Here is a 16,766-nt window from a genome sequence, read left to right as displayed (position 1 = left end):
ACCGTTCGATGTGTGGGTATGGCCACACAGTGGACGGACGGTGCTCGGGCTAGGGTCTGTGCACTGCCTACAAATGCCCCGGAGGAGCCATGGCGTTCGGCTGGATCGACGAGCAGGCGGAGCTGCGCCGCCGGGCCGGACTCGTGCGCACGCTGCGGCCCCGCCCCGCCGACTCACCGCTCCTCGATCTCGCGAGCAACGACTACCTGGGCCTGGCCCGGCATCCGGAGGTCGCCGCCGGCGCCGCCGACGCCGCGCGCGCCTGGGGCGGCGGCGCCACCGGTTCCCGGCTGGTCACCGGGACCACTCGGCTGCACAGCGAACTGGAGCGCGAACTGGCCGCCTTCTGCGGCTTCGAGGCGGCTCTGGTCTTCTCCTCCGGATACGCCGCGAACCTCGCCGCGGTCACCACGCTGGGACCGCACGGCTCACTGATCGTCTCCGACGCGGGCAACCACGCGTCCCTCATCGACGGCTGTCGGCTGGCACGCGGCGTCACCCAGGTGGTCGGGCACGCCCACCCGGAGGCGGTGCGCAAGGCGCTGGCCCCGCACGAGGGGCCCGCGGTCGTCGTCTCCGACACGGTGTTCTCGGTCGACGGGGACGCCGCACCGCTCGCGGCCCTCACCGAGGCGTGCCGGGAGTACGGCGCGGGGCTGCTGGTGGACGACGCCCATGGGCTGGGCGTGCTGGGGGACGGCGGCCGGGGAGCCCCGTACGCGGCCGGTCTCGCGGGCGCCGACGACGTCGTCGTCACGGCCACGCTGTCCAAGTCTCTGGGCAGTCAGGGTGGCGCCGTACTCGGCCCCGCGCGGGTGATCGACCACCTGGTCAACGCGGCCCGCACCTTCATCTTCGACACGGGCCTCGCGCCCGCGGCGGTCGGCGCTGCGCTCGCGGCCCTGCGCCTGCTGCGCCGCGAACCCGAGCGGGCGGCACGCGCGCGTGCGGTCGCCGCCGAGCTGCACGCACGGCTGACCACGGCGGGTCTTGAAGCGGTGCGCCCGGACGCCGCGGTCGTCTCCGTGCGCGCGCCGTCCCCGGAGGAGGCCGTCCGCTGGGCGGCGGACTGCCGTGCGGCCGGCCTGGCCGTGGGCTGTTTCCGTCCTCCTTCCGTGCCCGACGGTGTCTCACGGCTCAGGCTCACCGCCCGTGCGGACCTCTCCGGGGCGGAGATCGAACGCGCTGTACAGGTGATCGGCGAGGCGCGACCATGAGTCGGCGTGGCACGGCCGTGCGTCACCGGAGCGGAAACGGTCAGTAGCGGACAGTAGCGGTCGGCGGGACTGGGCGGTACGGGGGTCAGCGCAGCGTGGCGAGGAAACCCGCCCAGCTCTCGGGGGAGAAGAGCAGCGCGGGTCCGGCCGGGTCCTTGGAGTCGCGTACGGCGAGCGCTCCGGTCCGCGGACCGGAGCGCGGCCGGGCCGTCTCCACGCAGTTGTTGGCTCCCGTGCTGTAGCTGCTGCGCAGCCAGCGCACTTCGGGCAATTCGACAGTTGAAAGTACATTCCGCGGCAGTGCGGTCATGGTGCCTCCTTATGCGCCGTCGCCTATCCCGGCGAGCCCGGCGATGTAATCCAACGAGTCCTTGGGGGAAAGGGCGCGGATCTGAAGGGTGTTGAAGGCGTCTGTATAGGCCCGGAGGTCTTCTTTCCGTTCGAGGTAGAGGCTACTCGTCAATTGGTCAAGAACAACAACATCCAGATCAGCTGTGCTCGGAAATGAGAAGATAACGAAAGGCCCGGTGATGCCGATGTGCGCTCCGGCGGCAAAGGGCAACACCTGGAGCCTCACCTGCGGCAGCCGCGCCGCCTCCGTCAGCCGCTCCAACTGCCGTGCCATGACGTCCGGTCCGCCGACCTCGCGGCGCAGTACCGCCTCGTCCAGTACGGCGGTCAGCTCCAGCGGCGACCGCGAGCGCAGTACGTCCTGCCGGGCGAGCCGCACCTCCACCAGCGTGTCCAGCCGGTCCTCGTCGAGACCGTCCACCGCCGCCCGGGTCACCGCGCGGGCGTATTCGGGTGTCTGCAACAGCCCCGGAACGACCGATGTCTCCAGCGTGCGCATCCCGCTGGCCTGCGACTCCAAACTGATGAAGTCCCGGTACGTGGGTGGCAGTACGCCGCGGTAGGCATGCCACCAGCGGTGTCGGCCGCCCACGTCCTCCGACCCCGCCAACACCATGAGCAACTCGCACAGTTGGGTGTCCCGCACGCCGTACGCGTCGAGGAGTAACCGCACGTCGGTCGGTTTCACGCCACTCGCGCCCGTCTCGACGCGGCTCACTTTCGACTGGTGCCAGCCCAACAACCGGGCCGCCTCACCACTGGTGAGACCCGCGCCGGTGCGCAGGGCGCGCAGTTCGGCGCCCAGTTTCCGGCGGCGCACCGCGGGACCGTGCTGCATGGGCTACTCCTTACTCCTTCCGAGCCGCTCACATACGGTCTGCCGTCGCAGAGTTCACCGCTTCGAGCGACAGATATATGCATATCTTGGTGGATCGACCCTGTGACCGGAGCGGTAATGGCAGTCTGGCGACGAAGCACCAGTCCGGGACCGTACTCGAACCATCCGCTCCGTGTCGGACTGCGGTCCCGTGGGAAAGGGACGGCATCGCCATGGCAGACCATCTGGAAGCATCCATCACTCTGCCGAGCGATCCCGCCTCGGTCTCCGCGGCCCGCTCACATGTGCTGAGCACCCTCGTGGAGTGGGGCCTGCCGTCGCACACGGAAGCCGCCGAGACGATCCGTCTCATCGTCTCCGAGCTGGCCACCAACGCCGTACAGCACACCTTCGGTCAGTCACCCACTTTCACGGTGGATCTGGTGCTCGACCGTGACGAGCACCTGCGCATCGGTGTCACCGACAGTCATCCGCGCTTCCCGAAGAGACTTCCCGCGGCCGTGCAGCAGGACAACGGCCGCGGCATGGTCATCATCCGCTGGCTCACCGCCGAATGCGGCGGCAAGCTGCGCGTCCGGCCCACCCGCGAGGGCGGCAAGACCATCAGCGTGGAACTGCCCTGGACCGTACCGGCCCACCCGGTCACCGCGGTGGGCCAGCAGGAGCCGTAGCGCCTCGGTACTGGGCGGGGCCGGGACCGCGGGATGCGGCCCGCCCGCTCACGGCGGCCGCACCCCTCGGCCGGGTCAGTTGACCCGGCCGTACCAGACGCTCCTCGTCCAGATCTTCTGCAACCGCACCACGTCCCCGGATTTCGGGGCGTGCCAGATCTTCCCCTGGCCCGCGTAGATGCCGACGTGGTAGACGAAGGAGCCCGAATGGAAGAACACCAGGTCTCCGGCCTTGCGGTGCTTGGCCGAGATGTGGCGCGTCTTGTTGTACTGCTGGGCGGCCGTGCGCGGCAGGGCCTTGCCCGCCTTCTTGAACGAGTACAGCGTGAGCCCCGAGCAGTCGAACCTGCGCGGTCCGGTGGCGCCCCACCGGTACGGGGACCCTTTCTTGGACGCCGCGATCCGAAGCGCCTTCGTCGCCATGGTGGCGGCCTCCGCGTCGGGTGCCAGGCCAGGGGCCACGATCGAGCCGCCCACGGCGGCGATGGTCAGCGCCGAGGCCGTACCGGCTCGGGCCATCAGTGACGGGACACGATTGAGCGCGGTCATGCGCAACCCTTCGTCAGCCGCCTGTGAAGGATGACCTGTCGGATTCGGGCTGGCGAAGTCGCCCGGCCGCGTTGCCGCGGCTTCACCCCAAGGGCTGGCTGCTCGGAACGGACGGCGTCCGCTCCGGCGACCCGTCGTGCTCGGGTCCTCCACTCCTGCCGATCCACTCCTGTCGACCGGTCATCCGGGCGGCGGCAGGACTCGGCGTCTGCCCGGACCGCCCCGCCGCCGTGGCGGGGGCTTGTCGTCGGACACGGATCTTCACTCACAACTGTCCGAAAATCCCAACGGCACCGGGTATTTGTGGCGTTACTCACCATCCACCCGTTCGGGCGGACAGCGCTCTGTTCGATTCCTGACCGAGGGGTCGACGCACCCTCGGACCAGCACGGGAGCACCTCGACGGGTCGTACGGGCAAGCGCCGTACGCCACCCTCGCGGTCCCGAAAAGGGACACTCGGCTGAGCCGAACAGAGGTAAGTCGTTTGGGCCGTTTCGGACCGGTCCCCGACCATGCGAGGTCGCGACCTCGCAGCGGCGCGCGGGGACCGGGTGCGCCCGCGTCAGCCCGCGCCGTCGGGCGGTACGACGACCCGGGCGGTGCGCCGCTCGCCGTCCAGCACCCGCAGCGCCCGCGTCAGGGTGGCCGCGTGCAACTCGCTCTCGCCTCTGTGGTGCATCAGGGCCAGCGCGTCCCGTAACTTCACCGCGGTGCGTACCAGTGCCTGGGCGGCCCGCAGCCCGTGGTAGGTGTGCTCGGCCCGTGCCGGGTTGATCCGGCCCAGCAGGTCGACCGTCTCCAGGTAACGGTCGATCAACTCGCTCTCGGCCCGGGTCAGGGCGGGCAGCGGCGGCAGTTCCGGCGGCAGCATCCGCGGCTCACCCCGCGTCCGTCGTGCGCGCGGCCCGGCGGCTCGGGATGATCCCGTCCACCAGCCCGTACTCCAGCGCGCCCGGCGCGTCCAGGATCAGATCCCGCTCCAGGTCCTCGTGGACCCGCTCCGGGGTGCGTCCGGTGTGGCGCACCAGCATCTCCTCCTGGAGCGCGCGCACGCGCACCAACTCCTCGGCCTCGATGACGAGATCGCTCGGCTGACCCCGCACCGGCCGCGGCAGCGACGGCTGCTGGAGCAGCAGCCGGGCGCCCGGCAGCGTGAACCGCTTGCCCGGCGTGCCGGCCGCGATCAGCACCGCCGCCGCGGAGCCGGCCTGCCCCAGGCAGATCGTCTCCACGTCACAGGTGATGTACCGCATCGTGTCGTAGATCGCCGTCATCGCGCTGAACGAGCCGCCGGGGGAGTTGACGTACAGCGAGATGTCCTGGTCCGGGGCGTGGTGCTCCAGGTGCATGAACTGCGCCATCACGTCGTTCGCCGCGGTGTCGTCGATCGGCGTGCCCAGGAAGACGATCCGCTCCTCCAGCAGCTTCGCGTACGGATCGAGCGTGCGCGAACCCGCGCTCGTGCGCTCGGTGAACTCGGGCAGGACATAGCGGGCGGACGGTCCTGTCATGACATACCCCTCCTCGCGGCGAAGCCGCATCCGACGAAGCTCTCTGTAGAAAATGTACAGGACGTACAGAGTGGGGGAAGGGGGTACGGCGTCCTCGGGCCGGGAGGGAGTCCGGGGGAGCCCCGTAAGCTGGATTCATGGCCTACGAGATTCCGGTGACGCAAGCCAGGGCTGAACTCGCCGATCTGATCAACCGGGTGGTGTACGGCGGTGAGCGCGTCGTCGTGACGCGCCACGGCAAGCCTCTCGTCGCCCTCGTCTCCGCCGCCGACCTGGAGCGGCTCGAAGAACTCCCGGAGCCCGCGGACGAGCAGGTCGTCAGCTCGGTCTCCAGCGTCCACGAGGTGACGGGCGCGTCCCGTGGGCAGCGCCGCTTCGGCATCGCGGCCGAGCACCGCAGGCCCGACGGCTCATAGCCGCGCAACCGGCCGAGCCGGGAGCCGCGCGGCGACAGGGGCGCCCACCAGGTCAGGATGAGGGCGGGACCGGTGCCCGCCGCGCCGTCGAAGAAGGGCACCCGGCGCAACGGGGTCGCCCCTGCCTCTGGTGGGCGGCCACTGACCGATGGCACCGGTCGGCGCCGACAGAAGGCGCCGGGTGCGGGCCGCGCCGGAGAACGGGTTGCCGAGCAGCGTCACCGGGCCCGCGCCGACCCCGATGCCCGCGGGCCCGATCGGCCCCGCAAGCCCCGCCGAGGCGGTGCTTCCGGCCGGTGTCGTCAGTCCGAGTACTGCGGCTCGCGCTCATCAGTTCCCTGCGCTGACCCCGAGTCGGTTGTTCGTGGTCCTGGCCGTGGTCAGGCTTGCCGGGGTGGCGAGGGCCGAGGGAGCGGCCACTGTGCGGCTGCCGGGCCGGCCCGGCCCGGGCGCCGGCCGAATGCGCCGCGATCCCGGCCAGGTCGAGCGGCGGCGCGCTCGCCGTCAGGGCCGCCCCGCGCGGATTCCGCTTCGGGGCCGGGACGACGCCGATGGCCCTGACCGGTGCGCCCCCGCAGTTCTTCGTCATCGACGTGGTCGGCGGGGACGACATCCCGCGCGACGGCGGCCCCGGTGTGACCACCGCCGATCTGCTCGTGGTCGGCAAGACCGACCTCGCGCCGTACGTCTCGGCTCCGATCCCGCGTGGATCACCGTCGCCGACGGAGGTGAACTGCACTGACTGCCCGAGCCGTTGATCTCCGTGGGCGACCGCGGGCTTGTACTTCACCACCCGGGTCGACCTCGCCGCCGTGCCCGTCTCGTGCTGGGTGAGGAGCAGGTGCTCGGCCGGGGCGGGCGAGGAACCGGGGCGGCTCAGCGGCCGGTTGGCGGTGCGGGTCGCCGGGGGCGGGGTGCTCGACCAGGAGTCGGCCTGCGGACCCGGCGCGCCGGGTGGCTGGGACGGCCCCGATGTCCTGGCGGAACATCGCGTCGGGAACCAACTCGAAGTCGTACGGCCTGAGTTGACCAATCGCCGGCCGGGCATGCGGACGCGATGCCTGGGTAGGGTGCGGCGAGCATTCCGTTCGCCGGGCCCGCCGCGCCGGTGGGGCGCCGTGGCCGTCGACGGGCTGCGGCTAAGGTGGGTGCTGGACGCGGAGTTGATGCTGTTCGGTCAGGACGCTCCGCTCAGCGGGACGTGACCATCCGGTTATCGGATTGGCAAAGAAGGTCAACGACCCCTATTCCCAGGCTCCTTACAGGGACGAGGATCCCCCTGACATTCGCATGACATTCACAGCGATGCAGGGGGAGGGTTCACTTGAGGGACAACAGACCGAAGAACCGCGTACTCGCACTCGGTTCGGCCGGAGCGCTCGTCACCGCGACCCTGATAGCAGGCGCCGTCTCGGCGCCCACGGCCGCCGCCACCTCGGGCCACCGGCCGGACCGCGAGGCCCGGGGCGCCGCGATCGCGGCCGAGCGGGCCGCGAGGACGGGCATCGACTGGCGGGACTGCCCCGCCGACTGGGGGCTTGCAAAGCCCATCCGGTGCGGCTGGGTGACCGTGCCGCTCGACTACGCCAAGCCGTACGGCAAGCAGATCAAGCTCGCCGTCGACCGCATCGGCAACACGGGCACCCAGCAGGAGCGTCAGGGCGCGCTCGTCTACAACCCCGGCGGCCCGGGCGGCTCCGGGCTGCGCTTCCCGACCCGGGTCACCAACAACAACGCCGTGTGGGCGAAGACGGCCAAGGCGTACGACTTTGTGGGCTTCGACCCGCGCGGTGTCGGCCACTCCGCGCCCATCTCCTGCATCGACCCGCAGGAGTTCGTCAAGGCGCCCAAGGCCGACCCGGTGCCCGACTCCGAGGCCGACAAGCTCGCCCAGCGCAAGCTGGCCCGCGAGTACGCGGACGGCTGCTACGAACGCAGCGGCACGATGCTGCCGCACATGACCACCCCGAACACCGCACGCGACCTGGACGTCGTCCGTGCCGCGCTCGGCGAGCAGAAGATCAACTACCTCGGCGTCTCCTACGGCACCTACCTGGGCGCCGTCTACGGCACGCTGTTCCCCGGGCACGTCCGCCGCATGGTCGTCGACAGCGTGGTCGACCCGGCCCGGGACAACATCTGGTACCAGGCCAACCTCAGCCAGGACATCGCCTTCGAGGGCCGCTGGCAGGACTGGCAGGACTGGGTCGCCGCCAACGACGCCGCCTTCCACCTCGGCACCACCCGCGCCGCCGTCCAGGCCAAGTGGCTCCAACTGCGCGCCACCGCCAAGAAGAACCCCATCGGCGGGGTCGTCGGCCCGGCCGAGCTGCTCTCCTTCTTCCAGAGCGCCCCGTACTACGACTCCTCGTGGGTGCCGGTCGCCACGGTGTTCAGCAAGTACGTCGCCGGTGACACCCAGGCGCTGGTGGACGCCGCCGCCCCGGATCTGTCCGACACCGCGGGGAACATCTCCTCGGAGAACGGCAACGCGGTCTACACGGCCGTCGAGTGCGCCGACGCCAAGTGGCCCACCAGCTGGCGGCGATGGGACCGGGACAACACCCGGCTGCACCGGGACTACCCGTTCCTGACCTGGTCCAACGCCTGGATGAACTTGCCGTGCGCCACCTGGCCGGTCAAGCAGCAGACCCCCGTCGACGTGCGCACCGGCGAGGGGCTGCCCCCGGTGCTCATCGTGCAGTCCACCCGGGACGCCGCCACCCCGTACGCCGGCGCCGTCGAACTGCACAAGCGTTTCAAGGGCTCCCGCCTGATCACCGAGCGGGACGCCGGCTCGCACGGGGTGACCGGGCTGGTCAACCCTTGCATCAACGACCGGGTGGACACCTATCTGCTCACCGGCACGGTCGACGCCGCCGACCTGACCTGCGCACCGCACGCCACGCCCAAGCCCTGACCGGCTGAGGGGCGGCCGGGACGTCCTCCCGGCCGCCCCGCTCACCGTGCGCGCAGCCAGGCCCGGCCGTCCCCTGCCAGTGCGTCAACCGGGGGGCGGCCGATCCGTCCCGTCGCCTCGATCACCACAGCACGTCTCATCAGCCGACCGTACGGTCCCGGTCCTGCCGGGCCGCGACCGTTCTGCCGACGGCCACGCCCGGGTCGGTGCTCAGCTCAGCGGTGCCCGCGGAAACCTCCGCTGCCTCGCGCCGTCCGCCGCGGCCTGCTCCGCCTTGACGACGGCCGCGTACCGGTCGACGTACTCCTGCCCGGACAGCGTCAGGATCGCGTACATGATCTCGTCGGTGACCGCGCGCAGGACGGCCTTCTCGTGCTCCAGGCCGGCGTACCGGGAGAAGTCGAGCGGCTCGCCGAAGCGGATGACGACGGGGTGCACGTTCGGGATGACCTTGCCCGGTGGCTGGGCCTCGAAGGTGCCGATCATCGCGCACGGCACGACCGGCACACCGGCCTTCAGCGCCATCACGGCGACACCGACCTTGCCCTTGTACAGACGGCCGTCGGGCGAGCGGGTGCCCTCCGGGTAGATGCCGAGCAGCTCGCCCCTGCGCAGTACGCCGAGGCCCTCGCGGATCGCGGCCCGGCCGGCCTCCTTGCCGGAGCGGTCGACCGGGATCTGGCCCGCGCTGCGGAAGAAGAACGCGGTCAGCCGGCCCTTGACGCCCGGACCGGTGAAGTACTCGGCCTTGGCGAGGAACGTGATGCGCCGTCTGAGTATCGCGGGCATCAGGAAGTGGTCGGAGAACGAGAGATGGTTGCCGGCGACGATGGCCGGCCCGGACGCGGGCACATGGTCGAGCCCCTCCGTGCGGGGCCGGAAGACCAGCCTGAGCAGCGGCCCCAGCAGCACGTACTTGAGCAGGTAGTAGAACACGGCTCGCCCCTCATGTTGCCCGGCCCGCTTCGAACTGGGCATTCCCCAGGCCGACGCCGAGATCACGGAAGTTGTCCCACGTGCACCTGGAGTCGACGGAAGTTGTGCCACGTGCACCTGGAGTCATCAGTAACCGTCTTCTGCAAGCGCCTTCCGTCACGGGCTCGCCGGGTGCACCCGCATCACGCGGACTCCGCGCCGCTGGAGCCCCGCGACGGTGTACTCCTGGCGCCGCCACCTGCCGAGGCCGCCGCCCACCAGGTTCTCGGCCTCGTCGCGCCGCAGGTCCCGGTACCTGAGTTCGACCAGCGGAGGCTCGTAGCCGGGCACTGCCTCGAAGTCGTACACCTCGCAGAACCTCTCGCCGATGCCACCGTCGGCGGCGTAGTAGGTGAACCACCGGGCGTGGTCCTCCAGCCGGGTGGGATGCACACCCGGGTGGCCCAGCACCAGGCCGGCCACGATGGCCGTGACCTCGGGGCACTTGTTGGTGATCGAGGCGACGGGATCGTTGTCCAGGTCGCCCATGATGACGACCGGCCGCGGCGCGGTCACGGGCCGAAAGACCCGCACATGGTAGTTCGCGTGGCCGTACCAGTGCGGTGACCGGTGGGGCAACGCGTACTGGTCGATCACCAGGACCGCCTCGTCGTCCGGGGGCGGCGCGTCGGCGGACCCGCGGCGGCGGGAGAAGAGGCTCATATCCGTTTCCTCAGCAATGTGGTGATCTCGGCGCCGACGTCCTCGGTGAGCGGGCCTGCGCACGGGATGCCGAGGCTTTCCGCGAGTCCTCGGCCGTGCAGGTCGACGGCCGACTCGGCGAGCTCAGCGAACACCACGCCCGCCGCCCGCGCCCGCCACCAGGCCGTCACCGCGGTGACGACGCCGACGATCGCCGAAGGCCACCACACGACACCCACGGCGAAATAGCCGAGGGCCCACGCCACCAGCCGGGAGGCCGCGGCGAGCCGGCCGCGGGCCGTGCCGATCTCGGCGCGCACGTCCTCGGGCAGCGTCAGCCACAGCCGTGGCCAGGCCGAGGAGAGGTCGAGCCGGTAGGTTTCCCAGACGCGGGTGTCCACCGCGGCGATCCGATCGCCCAGCCAGAACGGATGGGTGGGCGGCGCGAGGCTGATCCGGTTGCGCCGGGCATTCAGCTCACGGGCCCGCGCCGCGGCCGCTTCCGCCTCGGGGGTGCGCTCGGCCCTGGCCGCCGCGACCAGGGCGTGGTCGAACCGCTGCCGCTCGGCATCCCAGCGCCGGCGGCGCCGGGCGGCGAGCCGTCGGGGCCGGGTGGCGAGCCACACCCGTTCCACCACGGCGCCCAGCGCGCCGACCGCCAGCCCGAGGCCCGCGGAGACGGCGAGGAGCCCCGCCAGGACGAGGACCAGCGTGCCGGTGTTCTGCAGCGCGGGCTGTGCCGACAGCCGGTCGAGCCGGTCGAGCAGCAGGCCGGTGTCGTACCACCGTCGGTGCCCGAGCGTCACCCCGGCCGCGGCCACACTCATCAGCAGCACACTGGGGCCGAGCAGCAGGGTGAGCCAGCGTTCGGCCAGCTTGCCGCCCAGTGCCTCCAGGAACCGGGTCACGACCTGAGCCTGGTGACGGCCATCGGCCGCCGGTGCACCGGGCAGTCCACCGGCACCGCGCCCGGCGCCTCGATGCGGGAGCAGATACCGCCGGGGCAGGCGAGGACCGCGAGGACCGGGTGCCCGTCACCGCCGCCGGGCAGCCGCTCGTAGGTACGGACCGGGCTGAGCCCCGCCGCGTGTCCGGCCCGCAGCAGCAGATCTTCCAAGGCGTCGAAGTCGTCGGCGAGTTCGGCGGGCGTGGCGCCGCCGCGGACCCGGTCGGCGATCGACTCCGCACGCGCCCGGATCTCCGGCGAGGTCCGCACCGCGTCGGCGGCGTCGGCCAAACGCTCGCACAGTGCGGCGAGTTGGTCACAGGTCACCGTAGTGAGGATAGCCTCGCGTGGTGACCCCGACACCCTTCGACAACGAGATCGAACGGAACCGGCGGCGGGCCGCGGAGGGCTCGGTGAACGCCATGCTCGACCTGGCCATGGGGCTGCGCGACCGCCACCGGCACACCGGTGATCCGACGGATCTGCTGGAGGGGATCGCCCAACTGCGCACCGCCATCGGATACTTGCCGGACCACCCAATCCGCCATGTGCTGCGGGTCAACCTCGGTGCCCTGCTGCTGGACCACTTCCAGTACTTCGGTGAGGTGTCGGCGCTCGACGAGGCGCTCGCCGGATGCGACGAGGCGATGGGGCACCTGGACGAGGAGGACCGGCGGGTGGCGGCCACGATGCGGGCCGAGGCGCTGCTCGTGCTGGCCGAGCACACCCGCGACGTGGCGTATGTCGACGAGGCCGTCGCGTCGGCGGCACGGCTGCCGCGCGGGCCGGCCGTGCTGTTCGTGCTGGGCAGGGCCCTGTACCAGCGGTACGCACTGACCGACGACCGCACCGCCCTGCTCGACGCGGCCCGCCTCCTCGACGAGAGCGTCCGGGCGTCACCGACCGGCGATCCCGACCACCTGCTGCGGCTCAACCTGCTCGGTGATGTGCTGCAGACCACCGCCGAACACACGGGTGACGAATCGGTGCGGGAGAGGGCCGTCGGGTATCTGCGGGCCGCGGTGGCGGGCGCCCCGAGCACGTCGGGCCTGCTGCCGGACTTCAAGGTCGACCTCGCCGCCGCGCTGCGGGACCGCGGCCGGTACACCGGTGACCTCGCGGCACTGCGGGAAGGCGTGGATCTCCTGCGCGAGGTGCTCGCGGCCACCCCGTCCGGCACCCGCCCGTGGGGCAACCGATGCGAGAACTACCTGGTCGCCGTGCACGACCTGGTGGAACAGACGCACGACATCGAACTGCTGGACCAAGCCGTGGAGATCGGCCGGTCCGCGCGTGGCCGGGGCAGCAAGGACGCCACGATCCCGCTGCTGCTGGGGCTGCTCCACCACGACCGGTTCCTGCACACCCGGCTGCGGTCCGACCTGGCCCAGGCGGTCACCGCCTTCACCGAGGTCGTCGAGACGGTGCCGTACGGCGGCTCGGACCATATGGCGGCGCTGGGCAACCTGGGCCGGGTGTGGCTGTCCGAGTACCGCTTCAGCGGCGATCCCGCGGCGCTCGGCCGGTCCGTGACGGCGCTGGGCAGCGCCGTCCGGGCGAGCGCTCCCGACACCCCCGAGCGCGGCGCGGCCCAGATCAACCACGGTGACGCCCTGTACGCCCAGTACGAGCTGAGCCTGGACCCCGGCGTCCGCGCCGCGGCGGGGCACGCCTTCCACGAGGCGGCCCGCACCGAGGAAGCGCAGCCGATCGTCCGGATCAGGGCCGCCCGCGCATGGGCCCGCACCGAGGCGGAGGCAGGACACTGGAGCCGGGCGCGGGACGCCTACGCATTCGCCGTCGGCCTGCTGCCGCTCGTGGTGCCGCGGCGTCTTGCCCGCCTCGACCAGCAGCGGTTGCTGGCGGAGCTCAACGGTCTCGCCGCCGACGCGGCCGCCGGCGCCCTCGGGGCGGACGACCCGGGGACGGCGGTACGGCTGCTGGAACTCGGCCGCGGCGTGCTCGGCGGGCAGGTGCTGCAGAGCCGCAGCGATCTGTCCCGGCTGTGGGCCGCCGCACCCGAACTCGCCGCGCGGCTGCGTGACGCGTTCGACCGGCTGGCCCCCTCCGGTCATCTGCTGGGCGCCGCGGCGGACGAGCGGCACGGCCTGGACATCCGGCTGGGGCGCCTGCTCGACGAGGCCCGCGCGCTGCCCGGGTTCGGCGACTTCCTCGCCCCGCCCGAGCTGCCCGACCTCCTGGCGTCCACGCGGCACGGACCGGTCGTGCTCATCAACGTGAGCGGGTTCCGCAGCGACGCGCTCATCGTCGAACCCTCGGGCGTCACCGTGGTCGAACTGCCGGGCGTGACACCGGACTCCGTGGCGGAGCAGGCCGCCGTGTTCGGCGCCGCGCTGCGGGCGGCGACCCGCCCTGGAGCGGGCGAGACCGAGGCCCAGCTCACCGTCACACAGGTGCTCGGCTGGCTGTGGGACGTCATCGCCGAACCGGTGCTGACACGACTCGGACACACCGCGGCGCCGTCCGGTGCCTGGCCGCGGATCTGGTGGTCGCCGGTGGGACAGCTCGCGTTGCTCCCCCTCCACGCGGCCGGCCGCTTCCCGGGCGATACGACGGTCCTCGACCGGGCCGTCTCCGCCTACACCCCGACCCTGCGGGCCCTGCGGCACGCCCGCGCCCGGTACGCCCGCGCGGACGAGGACCTGGTGATAGTGGCGATCGGGGACGCGCCGGGGGCGAAGGCGCTGCGCAGCGCGGAGCGGGAGGCGAGCAGGATCGCCGCACTGACCCCGGCCACCCGGCTGACCGGCGCGCAGGCGACGGCCGACGCGGTCCGCGCCGCGCTCGCGTCGCACGCGTCGGCGCACTTCGCCTGCCACGCGACGAGCGATCCAGACGACCCGTCAGCCGGGCATCTGCTGCTGCACGACGGTCCGCTGTCCGTGCTCGACGTGTCCGCACTGGACCTCTCCCATGTCCGGCTCGCGGTGCTGTCGGCGTGCGAGACGTCGCTCGGCGCACACCGCATCCCGGACGAGAGCCTGCACCTGGTGTCGGCCTTCCAACTCGCCGGCTACCCGCAGGTCGTCGGCACGCTGTGGCAGGTCAACGACCATGTCGCCCGGCTGGTCGCCGTGGACCTGCACCAGGGGATCGCGGACGGCGAGGACGTCGCGACGGCCTTGCACCACGCCGTGCGCCGCTGCCGGGAGCGCTATCCGAGGACCCCGACGCTGTGGGCGGCGTACCTGTATTCCGGTCAATGACCCTCCAACGACGTTCAGATGACCGCCGAACGTTCGGACGACCGCCGAACGGTCGCATGACCGTCGGGTCACGTGACCGTCAAACCCCTGGGCACCGGCCCGCATTGCGGCCAAGCTGGTGTTGTGGCGTTCTGGGGCAGGAAGAAGACGAAGAGGGAGCAGTCGGAGACCACCGACCACATCGTCGGTGACTTCGGCAGTGCCGAGATCAAGGTGACCGAGCGGCCCGGTGACGTGCCGCTGGTCGACGTCAAGCTGAAGGTGACCCAGGAGTTCGCCTCCGGCGCGGAGTTCGAGCGCAAACGCGAAGAGCTGGGTCTTGAGCATCCGGAGACCCTGCACGCGCTCCATGTGTACGCGGTGGCCCTGGGGCGGAAACCCGACCGGCGCGGCGATGCCGTCGAACTGCTGAACTGGCTGGTCTCCGCCCGCGCGGACGACGAGGGGAACAGGCTGCTGACGCTGAACGACCTCACTCGGCTCCTGCAAGAGGGAGGTCAGCTCGTGCTCGCCGAGCAGCGGTTGCGTCAGGCGCTGGCCGGGTGGGAGCGGCTGCGCGGCCAGGACGACGCCCAGACCCTGACGATCGCGACGAACCTGGGGAACGTCCTGCTCGGCCTCGGCCGCCGGGAAGAGGCCGAAGGGCTGATGCGGGACACCGTGGCCCGCCGCACCCGCACCCTCGGCGCCACCCATTCGGACACGCTGAGCAGCCGGAACACCCTGGCGGGAACGTTACGCGGCTCGCCCGAGCGGCTCGCCGAGGCCGAGCGCTGCTATCGGGCGATGCTGGCCGACGTCGACGGCGGCAGCGACCTGGCGTTGACCGTACGGCACAACCTCGCCGCCGTGCTTCTCCACCAGGGCAGGCACGCCGAGGCGCTGGAGATGTACCGGGAACTGGTCGACGCCCGGTCGCGGCTGAAGGGCGACCGGGATCCGGACACCCTGATCGCCCGGCACAACTACGCGGTCGTCCTGAACCGGCTCGGCCGCGTCACCGAAGCGGAGACACTGATCGCCGAGGTGCTCGAAGGCTACCGGCGGGCGTACGGCCCCCGGCACGCCAGGACCCTCGGGGTCCAGGTCGACCTGGCGGCGATGAAGGCCAACCAGGGCCGCACCGCGGAGGCGGTGCCGCTGCTGCGCGACGCGATCGACGGCTACCGGGGCACACATGGCCCCGACCACCCGCGCGTTCGTGAACTCACCGGCATCCTCGCGCAGCTCGGCGGGTGACCGTCCCGTAGGCGGCCGGGCGTCCGGGTACGTCGGTGATCGTCGGCACAGTGCCCGCATGCTCCGACGGATACGGTGCACCAGACGTCCGGCCGCGCTGTCGGCGAGCCTCGCCGCCGTCCTCGGCCCGCTCTCGCCACCCGCGGCGGCCGAAGGTCAGGCAAGGGCGCGTTACGGCTCGACCGCGTTACGGCTCGACGCCCCGGCGACCTTTCCGATGTACCTCGCCGACGAGGACAGCCCGGGCGTCGAAGCGCGCGGCGACGGCGGCCCGGCGTGGAACGTCACGGTGGGCGTGGACACGTCGGGGCTGACGGGCTTCGCCGCGCCTAGCAGGGGCGGCTACGGCAACTGCTCCACGGGGCCGGGCAGCCGATGGAGCTTGCGGCGACGAGTCCGGCGCCGGTGACGCGGGGCACCGAGGTAAGGGGCGCCGTCACGGCAGGGGAGGCCAGGGAGATCAGGGCCGTCCGGAGGAATCGGGGGACGGACCGGCCAGACCGGCCGGTCGGCGACTGACGCCGCACCGTCGTCGATGTCCTGACCGGCCGATGACCGTATCCCGCGCGCCGGATGACCGTCCGGCAGGCCCGGAAGACCGTCCGGCAGGCGGAGAGCGTGCCGATTCCGGCTCGCCGCGGCGGCACCTCTACGATGAGCGCGATGATCGGAACCGAGCGGTACCCGTATCCGCCCCCGCGGCGGTGGCGGGTGCTGCTCGTACTCGGGCTGCTGGCCGGTCTGCTCGGCATGCACGCGCTGGCTCCCGGCGGCGCCGCCGCGAGCCCGGCCCACGGCCCTGCCCCGAGCGCTACGGCCGTGGTCGCCGCCGACCCGGACTGTCCCGACGACGGGCACTGCGGCGGACACCACGCACGGCACGCCGACCCGACCTGTGCGTCCGGTGCCGTGAGTTGGGGACCGGACCTGCCCGCGCTCGTCCCGCACCCTGTCACCGCCGCCGTTCCCACCGACCGGATCGGCTCATGCCCGTCCGCGGCCCCCGACGGGGCCCGTGCGCCACCGTCCCTGGCGGAACTCCAACTCCTGCGGATCTAGGGCGTGTTTCGAAAGTAGCGTCGTCCGCCCGGAGGGCGGGGCCCGTGGCGTCTGGTGCGGTGCATCGCAAGGCGGAGGGTCGTCCGCGTACTGGGCGTACGCGGATGATCCCGACAACGCGGCGTGGGGGCACCTCCCGGCCGAAGGCTGGGGGAGTGCCGTGCCAGGCGTCGCGGGCCAGACGGGACTTTCGAAACACGCCCT

The 16,766-nt window shown here is 72.0% G+C and carries 18 protein-coding genes and 1 pseudogene; 10 read left to right on the top strand and 9 right to left on the bottom strand.

The features are described 5' to 3' along the window. Positions 1 to 89: 89 nt before the first annotated feature. A complete protein-coding gene (locus ACWEKM_RS11990) occupies positions 90 to 1,217 on the top strand; it encodes an 8-amino-7-oxononanoate synthase (RefSeq protein WP_451621049.1) in 1,128 nt (375 codons plus the stop codon). An 85-nt stretch (positions 1,218 to 1,302) separates the two neighbouring features. On the opposite strand, the gene ACWEKM_RS11985 is transcribed toward ACWEKM_RS11990, so the two are convergent. Then, on the bottom strand, positions 1,303 to 1,527 hold the full coding sequence (locus tag ACWEKM_RS11985) for a DUF397 domain-containing protein (RefSeq protein ID WP_451621048.1): 225 nt from the start codon (positions 1,525 to 1,527) through the stop codon (positions 1,303 to 1,305). Between the two features lie 9 nt (positions 1,528 to 1,536). After that, positions 1,537 to 2,406 carry a helix-turn-helix domain-containing protein gene (locus ACWEKM_RS11980; protein ID WP_451621047.1) on the bottom strand — a complete coding sequence of 290 codons (870 nt, stop codon included), beginning with the start codon at positions 2,404 to 2,406 and terminating at the stop codon, positions 1,537 to 1,539. A 212-nt stretch (positions 2,407 to 2,618) separates the two neighbouring features. Between ACWEKM_RS11980 and ACWEKM_RS11975 the strand changes: the two genes are divergently transcribed. Then, the gene (locus ACWEKM_RS11975; protein ID WP_451621046.1) at positions 2,619 to 3,077 is read left to right on the top strand and encodes an ATP-binding protein; all 459 of its coding nucleotides are present in this window, start codon (positions 2,619 to 2,621) and stop codon (positions 3,075 to 3,077) included. Between the two features lie 75 nt (positions 3,078 to 3,152). Here ACWEKM_RS11975 and ACWEKM_RS11970 read toward each other — a convergent pair whose 3' ends face one another. The 3 genes from ACWEKM_RS11970 to ACWEKM_RS11960 all read right to left on the bottom strand — a co-directional run bounded on the left by ACWEKM_RS11970 (position 3,153) and on the right by ACWEKM_RS11960 (position 5,138). After that, positions 3,153 to 3,626 carry a C40 family peptidase gene (locus ACWEKM_RS11970; protein WP_451621045.1) on the bottom strand — a complete coding sequence of 158 codons (474 nt, stop codon included), beginning with the start codon at positions 3,624 to 3,626 and terminating at the stop codon, positions 3,153 to 3,155. Between the two features lie 563 nt (positions 3,627 to 4,189). Continuing rightward, on the bottom strand, positions 4,190 to 4,498 hold the full coding sequence (locus ACWEKM_RS11965; RefSeq protein ID WP_451621044.1) for a hypothetical protein: 309 nt from the start codon (positions 4,496 to 4,498) through the stop codon (positions 4,190 to 4,192). 7 nt (positions 4,499 to 4,505) lie between these two features. Further along, positions 4,506 to 5,138 (bottom strand): ATP-dependent Clp protease proteolytic subunit, encoded by a 633-nt coding sequence (locus tag ACWEKM_RS11960; protein ID WP_451621043.1) that lies wholly within the window; start codon positions 5,136 to 5,138, stop codon positions 4,506 to 4,508. A 137-nt stretch (positions 5,139 to 5,275) separates the two neighbouring features. Between ACWEKM_RS11960 and ACWEKM_RS11955 the strand changes: the two genes are divergently transcribed. The 4 genes and pseudogenes from ACWEKM_RS11955 (at position 5,276) to ACWEKM_RS11940 (ending at position 8,474) form a co-directional block, all read left to right on the top strand. Beyond that, positions 5,276 to 5,554, top strand: coding sequence for a type II toxin-antitoxin system Phd/YefM family antitoxin (locus tag ACWEKM_RS11955; protein WP_451621042.1), 279 nt, complete (start codon positions 5,276 to 5,278; stop codon positions 5,552 to 5,554). 575 nt (positions 5,555 to 6,129) lie between these two features. Next, positions 6,130 to 6,261: pseudogene (locus tag ACWEKM_RS11950) on the top strand (GTP-binding protein); the annotation flags it as partial. Between the two features lie 72 nt (positions 6,262 to 6,333). Continuing rightward, a complete protein-coding gene (locus ACWEKM_RS11945; RefSeq protein ID WP_451621041.1) occupies positions 6,334 to 6,759 on the top strand; it encodes a hypothetical protein in 426 nt (141 codons plus the stop codon). Positions 6,760 to 6,878: 119 nt separating this feature from the next. Then, the gene (locus ACWEKM_RS11940; protein ID WP_451621040.1) at positions 6,879 to 8,474 is read left to right on the top strand and encodes an alpha/beta hydrolase; all 1,596 of its coding nucleotides are present in this window, start codon (positions 6,879 to 6,881) and stop codon (positions 8,472 to 8,474) included. Positions 8,475 to 8,684: 210 nt separating this feature from the next. Here ACWEKM_RS11940 and ACWEKM_RS11935 read toward each other — a convergent pair whose 3' ends face one another. From ACWEKM_RS11935 to ACWEKM_RS11920, 4 genes are all read right to left on the bottom strand, one after another. Beyond that, a complete protein-coding gene (locus ACWEKM_RS11935; protein ID WP_451621039.1) occupies positions 8,685 to 9,410 on the bottom strand; it encodes a lysophospholipid acyltransferase family protein in 726 nt (241 codons plus the stop codon). 156 nt (positions 9,411 to 9,566) lie between these two features. After that, entirely contained in the window at positions 9,567 to 10,112 is a 546-nt protein-coding gene (locus ACWEKM_RS11930) for a hypothetical protein (RefSeq protein WP_451621038.1), read from the bottom strand. Next, positions 10,109 to 10,999, bottom strand: coding sequence for a hypothetical protein (locus ACWEKM_RS11925; RefSeq protein ID WP_451621037.1), 891 nt, complete (start codon positions 10,997 to 10,999; stop codon positions 10,109 to 10,111). The genes ACWEKM_RS11930 and ACWEKM_RS11925 overlap by 4 nt, the downstream gene beginning before the upstream one ends. After that, complete coding sequence (locus ACWEKM_RS11920) at positions 10,996 to 11,364, bottom strand: hypothetical protein (RefSeq protein WP_451621036.1); 369 nt, start codon at positions 11,362 to 11,364, stop codon at positions 10,996 to 10,998. The genes ACWEKM_RS11925 and ACWEKM_RS11920 overlap by 4 nt, the downstream gene beginning before the upstream one ends. A 23-nt stretch (positions 11,365 to 11,387) precedes the next feature. On the opposite strand from ACWEKM_RS11920, the gene ACWEKM_RS11915 reads away from it, so the two are divergent. From ACWEKM_RS11915 to ACWEKM_RS11900, 4 genes are all read left to right on the top strand, one after another. After that, entirely contained in the window at positions 11,388 to 14,264 is a 2,877-nt protein-coding gene (locus ACWEKM_RS11915; RefSeq protein WP_451621035.1) for a CHAT domain-containing protein, read from the top strand. A gap of 72 nt (positions 14,265 to 14,336) precedes the next feature. Continuing rightward, a complete protein-coding gene (locus tag ACWEKM_RS11910) occupies positions 14,337 to 15,503 on the top strand; it encodes a tetratricopeptide repeat protein (RefSeq protein ID WP_451621034.1) in 1,167 nt (388 codons plus the stop codon). 58 nt (positions 15,504 to 15,561) lie between these two features. Next, entirely contained in the window at positions 15,562 to 15,912 is a 351-nt protein-coding gene (locus ACWEKM_RS11905; RefSeq protein ID WP_451621033.1) for a hypothetical protein, read from the top strand. A 254-nt stretch (positions 15,913 to 16,166) separates the two neighbouring features. Then, positions 16,167 to 16,562, top strand: a complete 396-nt coding sequence (locus tag ACWEKM_RS11900) for a DUF6153 family protein (protein WP_451621032.1) — start codon at positions 16,167 to 16,169, stop codon at positions 16,560 to 16,562. Positions 16,563 to 16,766 lie beyond the last annotated feature (204 nt).

It is taken from the genome of Streptomyces sp. NPDC004752 (assembly GCF_053601275.1).
Note: the sequence above shows the minus strand (reverse complement) of the source record. Positions and strands in the feature narration are given on the sequence as shown.